The sequence below is a fragment of the Cupriavidus sp. FW305-F7 genome (assembly GCF_058782875.1).
Genome location: NZ_JBYSYC010000003.1, coordinates 166,810 through 186,157, shown reverse-complemented (window position 1 = coordinate 186,157; position 19,348 = coordinate 166,810). Strand labels below are relative to the sequence as shown.

Annotated in this window: 23 protein-coding genes; 12 read left to right on the top strand and 11 right to left on the bottom strand. The window is 67.5% G+C overall.

The window, feature by feature from the left end:
- Window positions 1–18: 18 nt before the first annotated feature.
- The 3 genes from AC3WL8_RS04220 to AC3WL8_RS04210 are packed head-to-tail and all read right to left on the bottom strand — an operon-like array spanning window position 19 to window position 1,629.
- Window positions 19–978 (bottom strand): lysylphosphatidylglycerol synthase domain-containing protein, encoded by a 960-nt coding sequence (locus AC3WL8_RS04220; RefSeq protein ID WP_013953831.1) that lies wholly within the window; start codon window positions 976–978, stop codon window positions 19–21.
- The gene (locus AC3WL8_RS04215; RefSeq protein WP_153954157.1) at window positions 975–1,223 is read right to left on the bottom strand and encodes a hypothetical protein; all 249 of its coding nucleotides are present in this window, start codon (window positions 1,221–1,223) and stop codon (window positions 975–977) included. The genes AC3WL8_RS04220 and AC3WL8_RS04215 overlap by 4 nt, the downstream gene beginning before the upstream one ends.
- A 40-nt stretch (window positions 1,224–1,263) precedes the next feature.
- The gene (locus AC3WL8_RS04210; protein ID WP_013953832.1) at window positions 1,264–1,629 is read right to left on the bottom strand and encodes a hypothetical protein; all 366 of its coding nucleotides are present in this window, start codon (window positions 1,627–1,629) and stop codon (window positions 1,264–1,266) included.
- Between the two features lie 184 nt (window positions 1,630–1,813).
- Here AC3WL8_RS04210 and AC3WL8_RS04205 point away from each other — a divergent pair, with 184 nt between their 5' ends.
- The 5 genes from AC3WL8_RS04205 to AC3WL8_RS04185 all read left to right on the top strand — a co-directional run bounded on the left by AC3WL8_RS04205 (window position 1,814) and on the right by AC3WL8_RS04185 (window position 6,537).
- Window positions 1,814–2,635: a MetQ/NlpA family ABC transporter substrate-binding protein gene (locus tag AC3WL8_RS04205; protein ID WP_013953833.1), complete on the top strand. Its 822-nt coding sequence runs from the start codon at window positions 1,814–1,816 to the stop codon at window positions 2,633–2,635.
- A 255-nt stretch (window positions 2,636–2,890) separates the two neighbouring features.
- Complete coding sequence (pdhA, locus tag AC3WL8_RS04200) at window positions 2,891–3,976, top strand: pyruvate dehydrogenase (acetyl-transferring) E1 component subunit alpha (protein WP_013953834.1); 1,086 nt, start codon at window positions 2,891–2,893, stop codon at window positions 3,974–3,976.
- Between the two features lie 45 nt (window positions 3,977–4,021).
- Window positions 4,022–4,999: an alpha-ketoacid dehydrogenase subunit beta gene (locus AC3WL8_RS04195; RefSeq protein ID WP_013953835.1), complete on the top strand. Its 978-nt coding sequence runs from the start codon at window positions 4,022–4,024 to the stop codon at window positions 4,997–4,999.
- 34 nt (window positions 5,000–5,033) lie between these two features.
- Window positions 5,034–6,152: a dihydrolipoamide acetyltransferase family protein gene (locus tag AC3WL8_RS04190; protein ID WP_153954155.1), complete on the top strand. Its 1,119-nt coding sequence runs from the start codon at window positions 5,034–5,036 to the stop codon at window positions 6,150–6,152.
- 190 nt (window positions 6,153–6,342) lie between these two features.
- Complete coding sequence (locus tag AC3WL8_RS04185) at window positions 6,343–6,537, top strand: hypothetical protein (RefSeq protein ID WP_013953837.1); 195 nt, start codon at window positions 6,343–6,345, stop codon at window positions 6,535–6,537.
- 1 nt (window position 6,538) lies between these two features.
- On the opposite strand, the gene AC3WL8_RS04180 is transcribed toward AC3WL8_RS04185, so the two are convergent.
- Window positions 6,539–8,212 (bottom strand): SulP family inorganic anion transporter, encoded by a 1,674-nt coding sequence (locus tag AC3WL8_RS04180; protein WP_153954154.1) that lies wholly within the window; start codon window positions 8,210–8,212, stop codon window positions 6,539–6,541.
- 212 nt (window positions 8,213–8,424) lie between these two features.
- On the opposite strand from AC3WL8_RS04180, the gene AC3WL8_RS04175 reads away from it, so the two are divergent.
- Entirely contained in the window at window positions 8,425–8,862 is a 438-nt protein-coding gene (locus tag AC3WL8_RS04175) for a universal stress protein (RefSeq protein ID WP_153954153.1), read from the top strand.
- A 94-nt stretch (window positions 8,863–8,956) separates the two neighbouring features.
- Window positions 8,957–9,613 (top strand): peroxiredoxin, encoded by a 657-nt coding sequence (locus tag AC3WL8_RS04170; protein WP_013953840.1) that lies wholly within the window; start codon window positions 8,957–8,959, stop codon window positions 9,611–9,613.
- Window positions 9,614–9,891: 278 nt separating this feature from the next.
- On the opposite strand, the gene AC3WL8_RS04165 is transcribed toward AC3WL8_RS04170, so the two are convergent.
- The 3 genes from AC3WL8_RS04165 to AC3WL8_RS04155 form a co-directional block, all read right to left on the bottom strand.
- The gene (locus tag AC3WL8_RS04165; RefSeq protein WP_492377935.1) at window positions 9,892–10,860 is read right to left on the bottom strand and encodes a chemotaxis protein; all 969 of its coding nucleotides are present in this window, start codon (window positions 10,858–10,860) and stop codon (window positions 9,892–9,894) included.
- A gap of 228 nt (window positions 10,861–11,088) precedes the next feature.
- Window positions 11,089–11,349 carry a MoaD/ThiS family protein gene (locus AC3WL8_RS04160; protein ID WP_013953842.1) on the bottom strand — a complete coding sequence of 87 codons (261 nt, stop codon included), beginning with the start codon at window positions 11,347–11,349 and terminating at the stop codon, window positions 11,089–11,091.
- 27 nt (window positions 11,350–11,376) lie between these two features.
- On the bottom strand, window positions 11,377–12,537 hold the full coding sequence (locus AC3WL8_RS04155) for a glycosyl hydrolase (protein WP_492377934.1): 1,161 nt from the start codon (window positions 12,535–12,537) through the stop codon (window positions 11,377–11,379).
- A 222-nt stretch (window positions 12,538–12,759) separates the two neighbouring features.
- Between AC3WL8_RS04155 and AC3WL8_RS04150 the strand changes: the two genes are divergently transcribed.
- Window positions 12,760–12,945, top strand: coding sequence for a hypothetical protein (locus AC3WL8_RS04150; RefSeq protein WP_013953844.1), 186 nt, complete (start codon window positions 12,760–12,762; stop codon window positions 12,943–12,945).
- A gap of 167 nt (window positions 12,946–13,112) precedes the next feature.
- Entirely contained in the window at window positions 13,113–13,736 is a 624-nt protein-coding gene (locus AC3WL8_RS04145) for an N-acetyltransferase (RefSeq protein WP_492377933.1), read from the top strand.
- A 14-nt stretch (window positions 13,737–13,750) separates the two neighbouring features.
- On the opposite strand, the gene AC3WL8_RS04140 is transcribed toward AC3WL8_RS04145, so the two are convergent.
- The gene (locus AC3WL8_RS04140) at window positions 13,751–13,957 is read right to left on the bottom strand and encodes a hypothetical protein (protein ID WP_013953846.1); all 207 of its coding nucleotides are present in this window, start codon (window positions 13,955–13,957) and stop codon (window positions 13,751–13,753) included.
- A 467-nt stretch (window positions 13,958–14,424) separates the two neighbouring features.
- Between AC3WL8_RS04140 and AC3WL8_RS04135 the strand changes: the two genes are divergently transcribed.
- Window positions 14,425–15,819 carry an NCS2 family permease gene (locus tag AC3WL8_RS04135; protein ID WP_013953847.1) on the top strand — a complete coding sequence of 465 codons (1,395 nt, stop codon included), beginning with the start codon at window positions 14,425–14,427 and terminating at the stop codon, window positions 15,817–15,819.
- Window positions 15,820–16,000: 181 nt separating this feature from the next.
- On the opposite strand, the gene AC3WL8_RS04130 is transcribed toward AC3WL8_RS04135, so the two are convergent.
- Entirely contained in the window at window positions 16,001–16,411 is a 411-nt protein-coding gene (locus tag AC3WL8_RS04130) for a VOC family protein (RefSeq protein WP_013953848.1), read from the bottom strand.
- A 283-nt stretch (window positions 16,412–16,694) separates the two neighbouring features.
- Between AC3WL8_RS04130 and AC3WL8_RS04125 the strand changes: the two genes are divergently transcribed.
- The gene (locus tag AC3WL8_RS04125) at window positions 16,695–17,003 is read left to right on the top strand and encodes an H-NS histone family protein (protein ID WP_010810880.1); all 309 of its coding nucleotides are present in this window, start codon (window positions 16,695–16,697) and stop codon (window positions 17,001–17,003) included.
- Window positions 17,004–17,080: 77 nt separating this feature from the next.
- Here AC3WL8_RS04125 and AC3WL8_RS04120 read toward each other — a convergent pair whose 3' ends face one another.
- The gene (locus AC3WL8_RS04120; protein ID WP_228772409.1) at window positions 17,081–17,698 is read right to left on the bottom strand and encodes a hypothetical protein; all 618 of its coding nucleotides are present in this window, start codon (window positions 17,696–17,698) and stop codon (window positions 17,081–17,083) included.
- Between the two features lie 445 nt (window positions 17,699–18,143).
- Here AC3WL8_RS04120 and AC3WL8_RS04115 point away from each other — a divergent pair, with 445 nt between their 5' ends.
- Window positions 18,144–19,166, top strand: coding sequence for an AraC family transcriptional regulator (locus tag AC3WL8_RS04115; RefSeq protein WP_228772408.1), 1,023 nt, complete (start codon window positions 18,144–18,146; stop codon window positions 19,164–19,166).
- Between the two features lie 11 nt (window positions 19,167–19,177).
- On the opposite strand, the gene AC3WL8_RS04110 is transcribed toward AC3WL8_RS04115, so the two are convergent.
- Window positions 19,178–19,342: a hypothetical protein gene (locus AC3WL8_RS04110; protein ID WP_420872283.1), complete on the bottom strand. Its 165-nt coding sequence runs from the start codon at window positions 19,340–19,342 to the stop codon at window positions 19,178–19,180.
- Window positions 19,343–19,348: the final 6 nt, after the last annotated feature.

The following is a 19,348-nucleotide window of genomic DNA, read 5'->3' as shown; positions in this document are numbered from 1 at the left end:
GCATACCGCCAGCACAACCTACCCGTCACCACGCTTGCCCTGCGCCTCCAGCACAAAGTAGCTGATCGACCCGATCATCAACGGAATCAGGTAATACAACGCGCGATAGACAATCAGCGCCGCCAGCAGCAGCCCGTGCGGCACCTGCCCGCCCAGCATCGTCAGGAACACGGTCTCGATCACGCCGAGGCCCCCCGGGATCCGCACCACCACGCCCGCCAGCCCCGAGGCCAGCAACACCCCAAGCACCGTGAAGTACCCCGCATGCGTATGCAGCAGCGAATGCAGGATGGCCGCCATCGCCATCCAGTGGGCCGCCGACAACAGGCACTGCAGCGCCGCGAAGCCCACCGACGGCACATGGATGTCATGGTCGCGCACGGTCCGGTGCCGGCCGTGCCAGATAGCACAGGCAGCCAGGTAGGCAGCCGGCACCGCCAGCATCAGCGCGCCCAGCACCCGTGTCAGCGCCGCGGGAATGCCCCATTCCGGCGGCAGCACCACCTGCTGCGCCACCAGGATGCCGCCCGCCAGCAAGGCATACCCGAGCCAGTTGCTGCTCACCACCACCACGAACAGGCTCCAGATCTGTGGCAGGGTCAGCCCGGCGCGCGTGTACAGACGATAACGCACGCCCGCGCCCCCCAGCGTGGCCCCGAGGTTGAGGCTGAGCGTGTAGCTGACATAAGAGATCGCCATCACCCGCCGCGCCGGCAACGGGTGTCCGGCATAGTGGCAGCCAAGCCGATCGAACTGGCTGTACAGCAAGCCGCTCAGCGCAACGAAGGCCGCCGCCGGCACCAGCGTGCGGGCGTTGAAGCCGCGCAGCGCTGCCAGCACCGCGTCCCAGTCGATGGTGCCCAGCTTGCGCGCGATCAGCGCCAGCACCGCGGCAATGAACAGGATGCCGATGGCACGGCGCCACGCGGGCCAGTGCGCGTGCTCGCGGATGGCCGAGAAGGTCGTCGCGCCCATCATTGCGCGCCTCCCCTCGTCGCCGCGCGCCGCAAGGCCGGCCGCAGCAGGGATGTGCAGGAATGCAGGCCTGCGTCCGTCAGCCCGGCATGCAATTTCTGGCCTACCTCGGCTTCAAACAGGATAAAAGTTTCCGGCAGTGCGCTTTCGCGCGCGCACGGGTTCGCGCCGAACCCGCACGACAGGCGGCGCTCCGCGCCGTGCCCTGGCCGGTGGAAACGATTGGAGGCGGACTGCATCGGTGTCATGACCTGAGAAAGCCGCAAACAACGTGCCAGCGCGGGTGCGTCACCCCCCTAAACCCCGGCCACGGCTGCGCCGCCAGCGTGCCAGGGCCGCGGACGCCAGCGCACCGGCGGCGAGCCCGGCAATGAACACCGCGGCAGTGGTCCCCGCCCAGCCCGTCGCGGCGCCCACATCCGCACGGCCCCGCGCGAGGGGCGCGAGCGACTGCCAGTCGACAGCCGTGAACTGCGTCATCGCCTGCGCCCCGTCCAGGCCGTACACGCAGATCTCCCCGCCCGGCAGCTTGCAGAAGCGCTCGCGCGGGCAGGCCTTGAGGATGGCCTGCGGGGCGCCCTCGCCGCAGTTGGCCCCGGCGCTGCGCAAGACCTGGATCGTGACTTCGGGATGCCGGGTAAGTTGTTCGGGCATGGCCGCCTCCAAACCGGTGACGCTGTCCTTCAGCGTAGTGCAGCCAGGCTGCCGGCACCCTTATTCACCAGCGGCATATGACCATGCGGAATAACTCGTTCGCCTATTGCCTGCCTTTCCATACAATGACCCGACGCCGCAGCGGGACGCTACAGGCCTCCAACAACATGACGGGGAGCATCAGATGCAATACGGGAAATTCGGCTTCGTCGCACGGCTGGCCGCGGCAGTGCTGGCACTGGGCGTGATGCAGGGTGCGGGCGCGGCCGATCCGGACAAGAAGGAAATCCGCTTCGGCGCCACCGCCGGCCCCTACGCCGACCAGATCCGCTATGGCGTGAAGCCGGTGCTGGAAAAGCGCGGCTACAAGGTCACCATCATTGAGTTCAGCGACTACGTGCAGCCCAACCTGGCGCTGGCCGACGGCGCCATCGACGCCAATGCCTTCCAGCACGTGGCCTACCTGAAGAAGTTCTCGGCCGACCGCAAGCTGGCGCTGACCGACGTGATCCAGGTGCCGACCGCGCCGATCGGCATCTACAGCCGCAAGCACAAGGGCCTGGCCGAGGTGAAGCCCGGCAATACCGTGTCGCTGCCGAACGATCCCACCAACCTGGCGCGCGCCATCGCCATCCTGCAGCAGATCGGCTGGGTCACGCTCAAGCCGGGCACCGACCCGATCCGCGCCAGCGAGCGCGACATCGACGCCAACCCGCACAAGCTCAAGCTGATCCAGCTGGAAGCCGCCCAGCTGCCGCGCTCGCTCGATGACGTGGACTATGCCTTCGTCAACGGCAACTATGCGCTGGCCTCCGGCCTTAAGCTGACCTCGGCGCTGGCGCTGGAGAAGATTCCCGACTACTACATGAACCTGGTCGCGGTGAAGACGGCGGACCTGAACAAGCCCTTCGTCAAGGACATCCGAGAGGCCTACGAGTCGGCGGAGTTCAAGACCGTGACGCAGCAGCGCTTTGCGGGCTTCGTGCAACCGCCGTACCAGCGCTGAGGCACACCGCTGTTGCCAGCAGAAAAGCGCCGTCAGGCGCTTTTCTGCGTTGTGGGCAGCACCACCCGCATTGTGCACAGCAAGACGATTTTGCGCCGCGCCCGCCGCGCAAATGCCCTACACTCAAGCTCAAGTCCCCCCGCGCCCAAAAAGCATGGCGGGGATCACAACGCGATCATTGCTGCGGACAGCGCTGCGAAGATCCTCGCGGCCGTCCCTGCGGATCCTGTCGAGACAAGCATCGAGAGACCTGCCATGTCCACGGTTGCGAGCTTCGAGATCGGCTACACGCGCTACCTTGCCCCGCCGGGCGACACCTCCTCCCCCACATCCCCTCCCCCACCCCTTGCCAGCAACCCCGACGCGCTGCTGCCGCTGTACCAGGCGATGGTGCTGACGCGCCAGTTCGACCTGAAAGCGATTGCGCTGCAGCGCACCGGCAAGATCGGCACCTTTGCCTCGGCACTCGGCCAGGAAGCCATCGGCGTGGGCGTGGCCTTTGCGATGCGGCCCGAAGACGTGCTGGTGCCCTCATACCGCGATCACGCAGCGCAGTTTGTGCGCGGCGTCACCATGACCGAGAGCCTGCTGTACTGGGGCGGCGACGAACGCGGCAGCGGCTTTGCGGCGGCGCCGCATGACTTTGCCAACTGCGTGCCGATCGGCACCCAGGTCTGCCACGCGGCCGGAGCCGCCTATGCGTTCCAGCTGCGCGGCGAGCCGCGCGTGGCGGTCTGCCTGCTGGGCGATGGCGGCACCTCCAAGGGCGATTTCTATGAGGGCATGAACATGGCCGGCGCGTGGCACGCGCCGCTGGTGATCGTAATCAACAACAACCAGTGGGCAATCTCGATGCCGCGCAGCGGCCAGACCGCGGCGCAGACGCTGGCGCAGAAGGCCATTGCCGCCGGCATCCCCGGCGAGCAGGTTGACGGCAACGACGTGGTCGCAGTGCGGCACCGCGTCGGCGAGGCCATCGCGCGCGCGCGCGATGGCGGCGGCCCGGCGCTGATCGAGGCCATCACCTACCGCCTGGGCGACCACACCACCGCCGACGACGCCTCGCGCTACCGCGACGAGGCCAGCGTCAAGGCGCACTGGCAGGAAGAACCGCTGCTGCGGCTGCGCACGCACCTGCTGGCGCTGCACGCGTGGGACGCGGCGCGCGAGGAAGCGCTGGTCAAGGCCTGCTCACAGCAGGTGGCGCAGGCCGTCGAGACTTACCTGGCCATGCCGCCGCCGGATCCGGCCGCGATGTTCGACTGCCTGTACGCGGCCATGCCGGCCGAATTGCAGGCGCAGCTGGAGATTGCCCGGCGCTTCCCGGCGCCGCACGGATAAACAGCGAACCCTGTGCCTCCACGTAGCGACCACAACGAGCGAACCATGGCGGAAATCAATCTGGTCGAAGCAGTCAACCTGGCGCTGGCCCATGCGCTGGATCACGATCCCGATGTGCTGCTGCTGGGCGAGGATATCGGCGTCAATGGCGGCGTGTTCCGCGCCACCGCGGGCCTGCAGGCGCGCTTTGGCGCGGCGCGCGTCATGGATACGCCGCTGGCCGAAGGCGGCATCGTCGGCGCCGCGATCGGCATGGCGGCAATGGGGCTCAAGCCCGTGGCCGAGATCCAGTTCACCGGCTTTATCTACCCGGCGGTCGACCACATCATCAACCACGCCGGACGCATGCGGCACCGCACGCGCGGGCGCCTGTCGTGTCCGATGGTGGTGCGCTCCCCCTGCGGTGCCGGCATCCATGCCCCCGAGCATCATTCCGAAAGCCCGGAAGCGATGTTCGCGCATATGCCCGGCATCCGCGTGGTGGTGCCCTCATCGCCCGCACGCGCGTACGGGCTGCTGCTGGCGGCCATCGCCGACCCGGACCCGGTCATCTTCCTCGAACCCACGCGGCTGTACCGCCTGTTCCGCCAGGAAGTGGCCGACGACGGCGCGGCGCTGCCGCTGGACACCTGCTTCACGCTGCGCGAAGGCAGCGACATCACGCTGGTGAGCTGGGGCGCGATGGTGCAGGAGACGCTCGCCGCCGCGGACGCACTGGCCGGCGAGGGCGTGACGACCACGGTCATCGACGTGGCCACGCTCAAGCCGCTGGACATGCAGACCATCCTGGAATCGGTGACACGCACGGGCCGCTGCGTGATCGTGCACGAGGCCCCGCGCACCGCCGGCTTCGGCGCCGAGATCGCGGCGCAGCTGGCCGACGCGGGCCTCTACTCACTGGCAGCGCCGGTGCAGCGCGTGACCGGCTTCGACACCGTGGTGCCGCTGGCGCGGCTGGAATATACCTACCTGCCTGGCGTCGCCCGCATCGTCGACGCGGCGCGCAAGGCGATGGCGGCATAACGCGGGAATTGCCGACGATAGGCAAGGAGTGCCGATGAGAGTCTTCAAGCTGCCCGACCTGGGCGAAGGCCTGCAGGAGGCCGAGATCGTGACCTGGCACGTCAAGACCGGCGAGACCGTGGCCGCTGACCAGCCGCTGCTGTCAGTGGAGACGGCCAAGGCCATCGTGGAAATCCCGTCGCCGTATGCCGGCACCATCGACAAGCTGTTTGCGCAGCCCGGCGATATCGTCCACCTGGGCGCACCGCTGGTCGGCTTCGAGGGTGCGGGCGAGGATGCCGACGCCGGCACCGTGGTGGGCTCGGTCCAGGTCGGCACGCACGTGGTCAATGAAGCCGCGCCTGCGGGCACCGCGGCACCCGCCGCGGCCATGGCCGCGCGCATCAAGGCCACGCCGGCTGTGCGCGCGCTGGCGCGCCAGCTGGGGGTGGACCTGGCAATGGCCACGGCATCGGGCCCCGAGGGCGTGGTCACCGCCGCCGACGTCGAGCGGGTAGCCAGCACGCTGGCCGAGCTGGGCGCGCCGGAACAGCTGCGCGGCGTGCGCCGGGCGATGGCGCAGAACATGGCGCGTGCACAAGCCGAAGTGGCCGCCGCCACCGTGATGGACGACGCCGACATCCACGCCTGGCAGCCCGGCGCCGATGTCACCATCCGGCTGGTGCGCGCCCTGGTGGCCGGCTGCCGCGCCGAGCCCGGCCTCAATGCCTGGTACGAAGGCCAGACCGCCCGCCGCCACGTGCTGAAGAAGATCGACGTCGGCATCGCGGCGGACCTGCCCGAAGGCCTGTTCGTGCCGGTGCTGCGCGACGTCGGCAACCGCGATGCCGCAGACCTGCGCCACGGCCTGGACCGCATGCGCGCCGATATCCGCGCGCGCACCATCGCGCCGGAGGAGATGCGCGGCAACACCATCACGCTGTCCAATTTCGGCATGATCGCGGGACGCTATGCCGCGCCCATCGTGGTGCCGCCGACCGTGGCAATCCTTGGTGCCGGGCGCGTGCGCGAAGAAGTGGTGGCGGCCAGCGGCGTGCCGGCGGTGCACCGGGTGATGCCGCTGAGCCTGACTTTTGACCATCGGGTGGTGACGGGTGGGGAGGCGGCGCGGTTTTTGGCGGCGGTGATTGCGGATCTGGAGATGGCGGTGTAGGGGTGGCCGGATCAGGGCGTCTGCGAACACCGCAGCCCCTCGTGAACGCACCCCTCGCCCGTAAGCGGGAGAGGGGTGCAGACCGCCGGTGTGCTGGCACCAATCGGGCGCTGCGGCGGCCCTGTATATAATGCGTTTCCGATCGCCGCTGCCGTCAAGCCGGACCTATCCGGACAGCCGGACACCCCTCATGGAATCCAAGACCGCCCGCCTTACCATCCTGATCGATCCGGTCAAGAAAAAGGCCTTTGAAACCCTGTGCGCCTCGCAGGACCTGACACCGTCGCAGGTCGTGCGCCAGCTGATCCGCGAATACCTGGCCCAGCATGGCGTGGAATACGCCACCAAGGCCAAGCTTGCGGGCAGCACGCGACAGAAGAAGTAACTCAGCGCGGGGCGTTACCTTCGCCTGCCAGTTCGCTGCAGCGCTGCACCGCCTGCGCCAGCGAATCCACATAGTTGCCCTCCCCCAGCGCCGCCAGCACGCCCGCGCGCGCCAGCTTTTCCCTGACCCGCTCGTTGGCTTCGGCCAGCACCACCGCCACGCCGCGTTTCTGCAGCGTCACGATCACGGCCTCCAGCGTCTGCAGGCCGGTCATGTCCATGAAGGGCACGCGGCCAAGGCGGATCAGCAGCACGCGCGGCTCGGTATGGGTCTGCACCAGCGCGCGCTCGCAGGCTTCCACAGCACCGAAGAAGAACGGCCCGTCGATCACATAGACCAGCACGCTCGGCGGCATCCGCGCGGCCGGGCCGGTGCCGGCGTCGCCCAGTTCGCGCTCTACGTCCACGGCATCCTGGCGCGCCACCTCCACTGACGCCGACATGCGCCGCAGGAACTGCAGCATGGCCAGGATCACGCCGATATTGACCGCCACCACCAGGTCGGTCAGCACGGTCAGGGTGAAGGTGATCAGCAGGATGGCCACGTCGGCGCGCGGCGCGCGGCGGACCATGCGCGCGAACTGGCGCCCCTCGCTCATGTTGTAGGCCACCACGAACAGGATCGCGGCCAGCGTCGCCAGTGGCACGCTGGCCGCGAGCGGCGCCAGGAACAGCAGCACCATCACCAGCGTGAGCGCATGCACCACGCCGGCCAGCGGGCTGTTGCCGCCATTGCGGATATTGGTGGCGGTGCGGGCGATGGCGCCGGTGGCGGCAAACCCGCCGAACAGCGGCGCCAGGATATTGGCGATGCCCTGGCCGACCAGCTCCTGGTTGGAATCGTGCCGAGTGCCCGCCATGCCGTCGGCCACCACCGCGGACAGCAATGACTCGATTGCGCCCAGCATGGCGATGGTGAAGGCCGGCCCGGCCAGTTCCAGCACGCGCGCCAGCGTGATGTCCGGCAGCGCTGGCACGGGCAGCCCGCGCGGCAGGCCGCCAAAGGCGGTGCCGATGGTGGCGACGCCGTCAAAGCGGAACAGCGCCTGCACCGCGGTGGCCACCAGCAGCGCCACCAGCGGCCCGGGGATGCGCCGCAGCCAGCGCACGCGCGGCGCGCCCACTACCAGCGCCAGGCTGCCCAGCGCCAGCGCGGTGGTGGCCGGGTGCCATTGGGGCAGCGCCTGCAGCAGGTGCCAGAATTTTTCGTGGAAATGCTCGCCTGCCACCGGTGGCAGGCCAAAGAAATCGCGCCACTGGCCGACGAAGATGATCACGCCGATGCCAGCCGTGAAGCCGACGATCACCGGCGCGGGAATGAACCGGATCACGCTGCCCAGCCGCGTCAGCCCCATCGCCAGCAGGATCAGGCCCGCCATCAGGGTGGCGATCTGCAGGCCGTCGATGCCGTGGCGCGCGGTCACGGCGGACAACACCACGATAAACGCGCCGGTGGGTCCCGCGATCTGCAGCCGGCTGCCGCCGAACAGCGACACCGCCAGCCCGGCGACGATGGCCGTGTACAGGCCCTGCTCCGGCTTGGCGCCCGACGCGATCGCAAACGCCATGGCCAGCGGCAGCGCCACCACCCCGACGATCACGCCCGACACGATGTTCGGCAGCCAGTTGCCGCGTCGGAACAGTCCGGCCAGCCAAGCTTCGCGCAGCGCGCTCATGCGTCAATCCCTCGGGTTCGTACAGGATGATGATGGTGCATTGGATGATAACAGCATGTTAATGCCCGCCGGCTTGCGGCTTGCGCCGTGATATTCGCCATGTCTGCCCTGTCGCTTATGCCACTCAATTCCTATACTGGATTGGCTCGCCCGGGGCGCACGGGGTACGGGCCCAGGCGGACGCGGCAATCTTCTGCAATCGGAGGCCCATCATGTTCAAGCACCTCCTTGTGCCTACCGACGGCTCCGCACGCGCCGACGCGATGGCGGCCCGCGCCATGGCCTTCGCCAGCCGCATCGGCGCCCGCGTGACCGGGCTGCATGTGATTCCCGAGTACCACGTACTGACCTACCGGCTGACCAGCCTGCAGGACACCAAGGACACCTTTGCCGCAGAGGCCGCGCGCCACGCGGATACCTTTCTGGCCACGCTCAGCCACGCCGCCGCGCAGGCCGGCGTGGCCTGCGAGACCGTCACCGCCACCGACGACCATCCCTGGCAGGCCATCATCCAGTGCGCACACCAGCGCGACTGCGACCTGATCGTGATGTCGTCGCATGGCAAGCGCGGGCTGCAGGCGCTGCTGATCGGCAGCGAGACCCACAAGGTCCTGACCCACAGCACGATCCCGGTGCTGGTCTTCCGCTAGGCGGCGGTCGGGCGAAGAACGAGATAGCGAGATAGCGGGCAACAGTGCGCGCGACGCGCGTTTCCAAACCACGCCAACTGCAAGGAGCGCAACCATGGCGATTCGACTGGGCGAGCAAGCCCCTGATTTCACCGCCGACACCACGGAAGGCAAGATCAGCTTCCATGAGTGGATCGGCGACAACTGGGCCATCCTGTTCTCGCATCCCAAGGACTTCACGCCGGTGTGCACCACCGAACTGGGCTATATGGCCGGGCTCAAGCCCGAGTTCGACAAGCGCAATACCAAGATCATCGGCCTGAGCATCGACCCGGTCGGCGACCACCAGCGCTGGGCCAAGGACATCGAGGAAACGCAAGGCCATGCGATCAACTATCCGATGATCGGCGACGCCGACCTGACCGTGGCCAAGCTCTACGACATGATCCACCCCGAGGCCAGCGGCAGCGGCCCGCGCACGGCGGTAGACAACGCCACCATCCGCTCGGTGTTCATCATCGGCCCGGACAAGAAGGTCAAGGCCATGCTGGTGTACCCGATGAGCGCCGGGCGCAATTTCGACGAGGTGCTGCGCCTGCTGGATTCGCTGCAGCTCAATGCCAAGCACACCGTGGCCACGCCGGTGAACTGGAAGCCGGGCGAGGACGTCATCATCCCGACTTCGGTCTCGGACGAGGATGCCAAGAAGAAGTACCCGCAGGGCTTCAAGACCCTGAAGCCCTACCTGCGCACGGTGGAGCAACCCAAATAAGGGGGGAGCGAGGAGCGCCAGCACCAGGGAGTGCGGCCAGGCGTGGAGGTCACGCCGGCCGCCGCCGGGCCTCCCGGTCAGTCACGGCCGGGAGGCCCGACTTGTCCACAGGAACTATCCACAGCTTCAGTGGATATCCCCCCTCTTGACAACCGCAAAGGGCGCGCCGGCGCTGGAACTCACTGGAGTGCCCGTTTTATAGGCAACCCGCCGGGGTACGGGAATGGTTGCGGGCGTCTGAATTTTGTGCCTGTTGCGATTCTTCCGCCATCAGGCGCTCAGCGCGTCAGCACGTCGCGGATGGTGTCAGCCAGTTCCTTGGCCACGAACTTCGCCACATAGGCGTCCGCGCCCACCTTGCGCACATGCTCCTCGCTGGCCTCTCCCGACAGTGACGAGTGAATCACCACCGGCAGCGACTTCAGCCGGCTATCCGCCTTGATCTTGCGGGTCAGGGTGAAACCGTCCATCTCCGGCATCTCCAGGTCGGTCAGCACCAGCGCCACCTCATCCTGCACTGACTTGCCATGGCTGGCCGCCTCGGCGGCGATGCGGTCAAGCAGCTCCCACGCCTCCTTGCCGGACTTGGTCATCACCACCGGCGCGCCCAGCGCCTTCAGCCCCTGCTCGATCAGGCCGCGCGCCAGTGCCGAATCGTCGGCGGCAATGACCTTGGCGCCCGGGCGCAGGCTCAGCTGCGGGCCGACCGTGCCCGGGTCCACGTCCGGCTGCCGCGTCGGCAGCACATCGCGCAGGATCTGCTCAACGTCCAGCACCTGCACCAGCCGCGACGCGTCCGTGCTCCCCGCGGTGTCCCCGTCCAGCTTGGCGATGCTGGTGACGTGACCGGTCCGCACGCTGGCCTCGGCCGAATGCACCTGGTTCCACTCCAGGCGCACGATTTCCTCCACTGCTTCCACCGCAAAGCCCTGCGTCGAACGTGCATATTCCGTCACCAGCAGGATGCCCAGGCCGCTGCGCGGCTTGCACCCGACCAGCCTGGGCAGGTCGATCACCGGAATCACCTGGCCGCGGATATCCGCCATGCCCAAGATCGACGGATCGGCCCCCACCACGGTCGTCACGTGCGGCATCACCAGGATCTCGCGCACCTTGAAGACATTGATCCCGAACAGCTCCGTCTGGCCGGAGTGCTCGGCATCGCCAAGCCGGAACAGCAGCAGCTCGAACTGGTTGTTGTTGGTGAGGTTGGTCCGTTCGTCGATGTCCCTCATGGAACTGCTCATGCGTTGCTCCCGTGCCGTGCGTGTGGTGTTTGCCGCCGTCGTTGTCGTCTGCCTGCGGCCGCGGCGGATGGCGGACGGCAGGGTTCATGACTGGATATCGGCGGCGGGCCGTTGGGAGTTGAGAGCGGCATGGCCTGTCCTCAGCGATGGGCATGAGGCGCATCGCTCGATGCCCGACGTGATGCGGCATCGTGATGCTGCGTGATGCCGCGTCGCCGGCGATCGGCTTTACCCGCCCGCCAGCGCCTGCAGGATATGCACCTCGTCGGTTTCCTTCAACGCCGCGTCCAGCCGCATCAGCTGCGTGCGATTGACGAAGACGCGGATATACGGCCGCAGCTTGCCCTGCTCATCGACGATGCGAAAGCGCATGCCGGGGAACTGGCGGTCGAGGTCGTCGAGCAGTTCAGCAATGCTGGCGCCGCGGGCTTCGACGTATTCGCGCTGTCCGGTATAGGAGAAGAGCGGCGTCGCGATACGGACCTGCATGGAAGTTCTCCGGTCGGCTGATGGCATTCAGGCAGGGCGCGCCACGGTGACCGCGTAGACCTGCGGCAGGTTGCGGGCGATGCATTGCCAGCCCTCGCCCTCATCGGCACTGGCCCAGATCTCGCCACCGGTGGTGCCGAAGTACACGCCCACCGGCGCGTGGCCGTCGGTGGCCATGGCCTGGCGCTTGACGGTGAACCAGCCTTGTTCAGCGGGCAGTCCGCGGTCCTGGCGCTGCCAGGTCTCGCCAGCATCGCGGGTGACATAGGCCGCGGGGCGGCCGCCCGGGCTGACGCGCGGCCAGACGTCGCTGCCGTCCATCGGAAATACCCACACCGTGCGCGGATCACGGCGGTGGGCGACGATGGGGAAGCCGATATCGCCCACCTCCGCCGGCATGGCTTCGCCAATGCGTTTCCACACGCCTTCGCGGCGGTCCATGCGATAGATGCCGCAGTGGTTCTGCTGGTACAGGATGTCCGGATCGGCGGGATGCTGCAGCATGCAGTGCGGGTCCTGGCCGTATTCGGGGTTGGGATCGGGCAGGAAAGTGGCAAGGCTGCCGCGGTTCAGCGGCTTCCAGTCCGCGCCGCCGTCGGTGCTCTCGAACACACCGCCGCTGGACATGCCGATATACAGGTGGCGCGCGTCGCGCGGATCGACCAGCACGGAATGCATCTTGGGGCCGTCGGGCGTGCCGTCCTGCTCGCCGCCGGTCCAGGTGCGCCAGTTCGGGTGGTCGTTGAAGCCGGACACCGGCTCCCAGGTCGCGCCATGGTCGGCGCTGCGGAACAGCCCCTGCGGCGAGGTGCCGGCGTACCAGGTGCCGGGCTCGCTGGCATGGCCGGGCGTGAGCCAGAACACGTGGTCGACGACGCGGCCGGCCTCGCCCTCCGGCGCCTCGTCGAAGGCGGGTGGGCGCGCGGCTTCGGTCCAGTTGCGGCCGCCGTCGGTGGAGCGGAACACGGTCGGGCCCAGGTGGCCGGTGCGCGCCGCCATCAGCATGCGCGACGGGTCGCGCGGGTCCTGCACGATATGGTGGATGGTATGGCCGAGAAACATCGGGCCCTCGATCAGCCAGCTGCGGCGGGCGGCGTCGCTGGTCAGGAACCAGGCGCCCTTGGTGGTGGCCACCAGCAGCCAGACGGGGCCGCTATCGGTTTCGGGAATGGGGGAAGTCGTCATCATGGCTCCTGCAAGAAGGCCGGCGAACGATGCTTCCGAGTCTAGTACATGTAGACAGTGTTCACAATTGAAGGATGACCAAAGCTGTCGGCGGCAGGTCAGCGGCAGCCACAAAGACTGCGAAGTAGAACGGAGTTAAATGCGGAAGCTGGCGACTTGGCTGGACATTATGCACGAAGTGTGGCATAAGCAATGTTCCCCCGATGCTTTCGCGCCCCGACACCCATGCTTCGCACTGCCCGCTTCGCCACCCTGAACCGCCCGGCCCTGCCGGCGGCAGGCGTGCGCGCGGCGCAGCGCCCGGGTGTTGCCATCGACCTGGCCGACCGCTTCCACGCGTACGCCCAGGTCCGCCGCGCCGTGCTTTTCCTGGCCGTGCGGGCAGCTCGGGGCACCACCCTCCAGTCCTGAGCTTTCCCGCACGGCCCATGTCGCGGATGCCATCCGGCACCCGCTTGATCATGCAGCCAGGAGAAAGCCAGACATGTCCCCGCTCTACCGCCATACCTTCTGCGCCATGGTGGCGCTTGCCGCCCTCTACCTGATCCTCAATCCCTGAGCCCCGGCGGAGTCTTGCCATGGTGAATTTCCATGCCCTGCGCGTGCCGGCGCCGGCTTTGCCGCGCGCGCTCGAGCTGCGCATCGACGTTGAGCTGGCGCCGGGCGATATCGAACGCGAACTGGGTGCCCTGCACGACCGCATCGGCCAACCCGGCGACCGCCTGCATGCGATGCCGGCGCTGCCCGCGGGCGCGCCGGGCCTGCGTCTGCGCTATCGCGAGGCCGACGGCGAGTACTACGTGTATGTGGAAGATGTGATGCAGCGCCGGCTGGCCGGTTATACGGTCTTCAACCGGCTGATCGAGGTCGGCCGCCGCGCTGACCCATGGGTACGGGCGCCGCACACAAAGTTTGCGCTCGCTTACCAGCGCCGCGGCCTGGCCAGAGCGCTGTACTGCTGGGCGCTGGACGGCGGGCTGTGCCTGCTGAGCGGGGCGCGCCAGTCGGCCAGTGCCAACGCCCTATGGCAGGCGCTGGCCGCCGATCACCCGATGGGTTATGTGGACTTGCGCCACAAGACGCTGACCTGGCTGGGCCAGGCCGTCGATGCGCCCGTGCGTGAGGGCCTGCATACGCGCATGCTGCTGCTCGGGCGCGGCTGGACGCTGGACGCGTTCATGGCCCGCACTGGCATGTACTGAGGCAGCGCGCCCGCTTACAGCCAGCGGATCGGCGCGCCTTCGCGGGCATTGGCTGCGTACAGGGCCCAACCCTGGGCAAAGTAAGCGCGCACCCGCGCGGCCAGCGATAGGCCACCGCCCACGCGGGCGTAGTAGGCAACATCGCGTGCCGGCTGGGCGGCGGGCTTCGATGCCTTGGCTTGGGCGGGCTGGCGATAGAGGGTGTCGGCGAGTACTTGCATGGCGAATATCCTTTCCGGTTGGGATGGAAGTTGGTGCGCCTCACGAAGCACATCCAGCCGTGATTCGGCCCGGATCGGGAGGCGGTTCAGGGTTATCCCTAGTATAGAGAAGTTGCGCCTGAATCATCCGGGTCTGTACCTATAGGCCGTATATGGAGTGCGTGATAATAGCCGCCTGCCGCAAGCGCCACCTGATGCGAATCCGCCAATCGAAGTAAATTAATCATCACATTCGATATTCCTCGATGCACATGCCGCGCATTGTCTGCCGGTGATGATGCATGGCGCGTGGTCACCTAGCCTTCAGCCTTGCCCGGATCGCGCCCGCAGAGGCACCGACAAGCGGCACACCGATAACAGCGGGTTGGCCAGGTTTGCGCCTCCAGCCCAGACCAGAACCACGTGAGACAAGCCTGACGACAGTCCGTACGACGGACGTTGCAGCGCCCGCAAGGAGACAGCTCATCATGATCGAACAGCCCTATCCGTCGCCCGCGACGGAAGCCGATGCCGCACGCCCCCAAGTCCCCGAAGTCCGGAGCCGGCTCGACGCGTTCTTCGAGATCACCGCGCGCGGCAGCACCCAGCGCAAGGAAGTGATTGCCGGGGTGACCACCTTTATGGCGATGGTCTACGCCGTCTTTGTCGTGCCCGGCATGCTGGGCAAGGCCGGCTTTGACACCAGCGCGGTCTTTGTCGCGGTGTGCCTGACCACCGCCTTCGGCTCCCTGCTGATGGGCCTGTGGGCCAAGCTGCCGATCGCCATCGGCTGCGCCATCTCGCTGACCGCATTCATGGCCTTCGGGCTGGTGCTGGGGCAGGGCCTGTCGCCGGCGGTCGCGCTCGGCGCCGTGTTCCTGATGGGCGTGATCTTCACCGCGATCTCCGTCACCGGCGTGCGCTCCTGGATCCTGCGCAACCTGCCCGCCGGCGTGGCGCACGGCACCGGCATCGGCATCGGCCTGTTCCTGCTGCTGATCGCCTCGAATGAAGTCGGCCTGGTGGTCAAGAACGCTCACCCCGGCCTGCCAGTGTCGCTGGGCAAGATCACCTCGTTCCCGGTGGTGATGTCGGTGCTGGGCCTGGCCGCGATCTTCGGCCTGGAGCGCCGCAAGGTGCCGGGCGGCATCCTGCTGGTGATCATCGCGATCTCCGCCCTGGGCCTGGCCTTCGACCCGGCGGTGAAGTTCACCGGCGTGTTCGCGCTGCCGTCGCTGAGCGCGCCCGGCCATGAATCGCTGATCGGCGCCATGGACATGCGCGGCGCGCTGACGGCCGCGGTGCTGCCGAGCGTGCTGGCACTGGTGATGACCGCGGTGTTCGACGCCACCGGCACGATCCGCGCTGTCGCCGGACAAGCCGGCCAGCTCAACGCAGCCGGCCATATGCATAACGGCGGGCGCGCGCTGACCGCGGATTCGGTCAGCTCGATCTTCTCGGCGATGTTCGGCGGTGCTCCGGCCGCGGCCTATATCGAGTCGACCGTCGGCGTGGCCGCCGGCGCCAAGACCGGCCTGACCGCGGTGGTGGTGGGACTGCTGTTCGTGGCGGTGATGTTCTTCTCGCCGCTGGCCGGGCTGGTGCCGTCGTACGCCACCGCGCCCGCGCTGATGTACGTGGGCCTGCTGATGCTGTCGAGCGTGAGCCGCCTGCACATGGACGACATGGTCGACGCGATGGCAGGCCTGGTCTGCGCCGTGTTCATCGTGCTGACCTGCAATATCGTGACCGGCATCATGCTGGGCTTCTGCACCCTGGTGGTGGGCCGCGTGGTGGCTGGCGAATGGCGCAAGCTCAATGTCGGCACGGTGGCCATCGCGGTCATGCTGGCTGCGTTCTATGCCGGGGGCTGGGCCATCTGACCCTGCCGAAACCTACTGCCGCGTCCCGGGCGCCACGCCCGGGACGCTGACAACCAGATGTCTCCTCCACCGTGATCCAGGTGGATTTCAAGCCCGGGCTTCCTGCTTTCCCGGGCTGTTTTTTTTGGTGGCTTGCCTGAAAGCTCCCGCGGATGGTGAATGGGGTTTCGCTAAATCGCCTTCATTGCCCGGCCTGCATTGCGGCCATATCCATGTACACCAGTTCCCAGACATGGCCATCCGGATCCTGGAATCCATGCCCGTACATGAATCCCAAATCCATCGGCGGCTTGTAAGTATTGCCACCCGCCGCGACCGCGGCATTGACCATTTCATCCACGCGGGCACGGGTTTCCATCGACAGGCAAACCAGCACCTCCGTCGATTTCCGTGCATCGCAGATTTCATTGGGCGAGAAGCTGCGGAACTTGGCTTCCGTCAGCAGCATCACGAAAATGTTGTCACCGACGATCATGCAGGTGGCAGTGTCGTCGGTAAATTGCGGATTGAAGGAAAAACCCAACTGCGTAAAGAAAGCGATCGACTTTTGCAGGTCGCGGACGGGCAAATTGACAAAGATCTGCTGGCTCATCAGGGGCTCCGGTAGTCGTGTCAGGGGGGCTGCGCCGGGCGCAGACAAGCAGTCTAGGCGCTAAAGTCTCGGCTCGTGCGTATTTTCATTGTCCTTAAATGCAGGCAAAACGGCCGATGAACCGCCCAATACCGGCTGCATCATGGGCTGTGCAACCGTCAATTCAGGCCGGCAAACAATCAGTCCGTGCATTCTCCGTTATTTTTTGTAAAATTTTTTTAGGTGAACCGACACCACAACTTCTAGTACCATGCAGCGGCCTATTTGCAGAAAGGGGATATAAATGGCGACATACAAGCAACTCCTGGCTGAGAAGGAAGCGCTGGAAGCCAAGCTGAATGAAGTGCGTGCGACGGAAGTCGCCGGCGTAATCGACAAAATCCGGGACCTGATGACTGAATACGGCCTGACCGCCGAAGACATCCTGCCCCGCCGCAAGCGTGGCCGCCCGGCTGGTTCGAGCGCCAAGAAGCCTGCATCCGCTTTGCCGCCGAAGTACATGGACCCCAAGACCGGCAAGACCTGGTCGGGCCGCGGCCGTGCGCCGGCATGGCTGGGCAAGCGCCCGGAGCGTTTCCTGATCGAGCAGTAAGCCGCCTGCGCGGCCAGCGGGCGCCTGCCTCAAACGCCCGCTTCAATCGATGGTGCCATCGGTCTGCCGGGCGCGCGCTACTGCGCCTGGCAGACATAGTCCTTGCGCAGCGCCCTGAAGCCCTGCTGGGTCGGCTCCGCCGTCAGGCGCGCACCGCCGTCGGGCAGCGGCTGCATGCGCAATACCTGCGCCGAGCACTGGCTCGCGGTTTCGTCCCGCTGGTAGCGGATCTCATACTGGCCGCCGGCAGCCGGCACGAATGACACGCCCGCCGCGCAACGCAGCTCAGGCAGCGGCGGCACCGCGGCCGACGTCACCGCCACGTAGATACGCCGGCCCGCCTCCACAAGCCGTTCGCGGGTGCGCGCCGGCGGCTCGGGCGAGCGCCCGGCCATGTCCAGGCTCCGGTCCCGCCCCATCGCAGACAACTGCCTGCCGGTTCCCGCCAGCACCAGCGGCCGCGCGGGCACCGGGCATTTGGCCGGATCGACCACGGTGAACGAAGTGTTGTCGTCGGTGCTGGTCAGCAGCCGCACGCTGGCGGCCGGGGCGCCAGCGGGCACCCGGTATTGCGCCACGCAGCCGGACAGCGCCAGCGCGGCGGCAAGCATCGGCAACAAGGCAAGGCGAGGCAGGACTGCGGACGACCGGTCATGGCGCATGGCGGCGGGCAGGTAGAGTCGAAATTGGCCCAACAGCGGGCGTTGGCGGCACGATGGCGGCAAATCTTGTAGGGATGCCACACGATGACAGCGCGGGCAGGCCCGGCCGCGCAGATGCCGCGCGCTCAAACTACCCAGCATACCCCGTATCCGATGCCTTGCGGCAGCCGCACAAACCCATGTTGAAAACCTCCATGTGATATCCACAGAATCTGTGGATATCCTCCCCCTACCCTCCCCGAAAGCCCCGGTCTGTGCGGGAACCCACCGGAGCGCCCAAATTTTAGGCAACGGGTTGCAGGCGCCCCGGAACCCGGCAACGGTACGGCACCGCCCGCCGCCACCACGCCGTTGCGCTGCCCAGGCCACACTTCGTCCCCCCGCATGCCCTTGAAGGGGTCACCGGCACCGCGTAATCTCGTTGTTACCGGGGGCTGCTCTGGCGCACTTGCGCCAACTTGCCAGCCAGATAATGACAATGACACAACAAGAGCCTATCCAGGCCGGGCCGTTGCCTCGTGACCTGCTGCACGCACTGCGTGATGGCGGCTACGACGTATCGGGACTCGCGCCTGCCCCGGAATCCGACTCCGACTCCGACCCCAGCGACCTCACGCCTGCCGTGCCGGCGCCAGGCCCGCAACAGGCCTGCCACGTGCTCTGCGCGGTCTACCGCGCCACCGGCGATCCAACCATCGGCCTATGGCTGGGCAGCCGGATGCAGACCGACCTGCTCGGGCTGGCGGGCCTGCCGGCCATGGCCGGGCCGTCGCTGGGCACCGCGCTGCGGCGCATCGCGCGCTACCAGAAGCTGCTCGCCGGCGACCGCATCGAACTGCGCCGCCAGGGCGACGAAGCCTGGGTCTGCATCCGCCCGAGCGACCCCGAGGCGCCCGACACCCGCCCGCGCATCGACATGGAGCTGTGCTCGCTGCTGGCCTTCGGGCGCCAGTTCACGCGCAAGCCGCTGCATCCGCTGCGGGTGTCGCTGCGCATCGGCCAGCCCGACTGGCACCTGCGCTATACCGAGGCATTCGACTGCCCGGTGCGCTTTGGCGAGCCGGAAGACGCCATCGTGTTCGGCCGCCGCGACCTGGCCTTGCGCCTGGCTGCCCGCGTGCGCAGCGGACCGGCCGGCCCGGGCCACGCCATGCGCGAAGCGCGGCCGGCGTCCGCTTCGCTGGACGATGTGCGCGCGGCCCTGCAGGCGCTGGCCGGCGAGCGCGCCCTCAGCCTGGCCGCGGTGGCACGCCACCTGGACATCAGCGAGCGCACGCTGCAGCGCCGGCTGATGGCAGCGGGCACGAGTTTTCGCACGCTGTGCGAGGAGGCGCGCCGCGACCTGGCTGGCGGCTACCTGGCCGGGGGCACGATGTCGCTGGGAGAAATCGCGTTCCGGCTCGGCTTTGACGATGCCAACTCGTTCTTCCGCGCCTTCCGCCGCTGGACCGGCATGACGCCGGGCGACTACCGACGCGCGGCGGTGCATCCGCCCGCCTAGCGCAGGCCGACTCACCCGCCGTCGGGTTGCTCCCACGGCGGGTTGTCGCCGAAGCGCCCGGCCAGGAAATCCACAAAGGCGCGCAGGTCGGCGCTGATATCCCAGGTGGAATGCAGGGCGATGCCAAAGACCGCCAGCGCCGCATCGGACAACAGTTCGCCGTGTCCGTGGCGCAAGCCTGC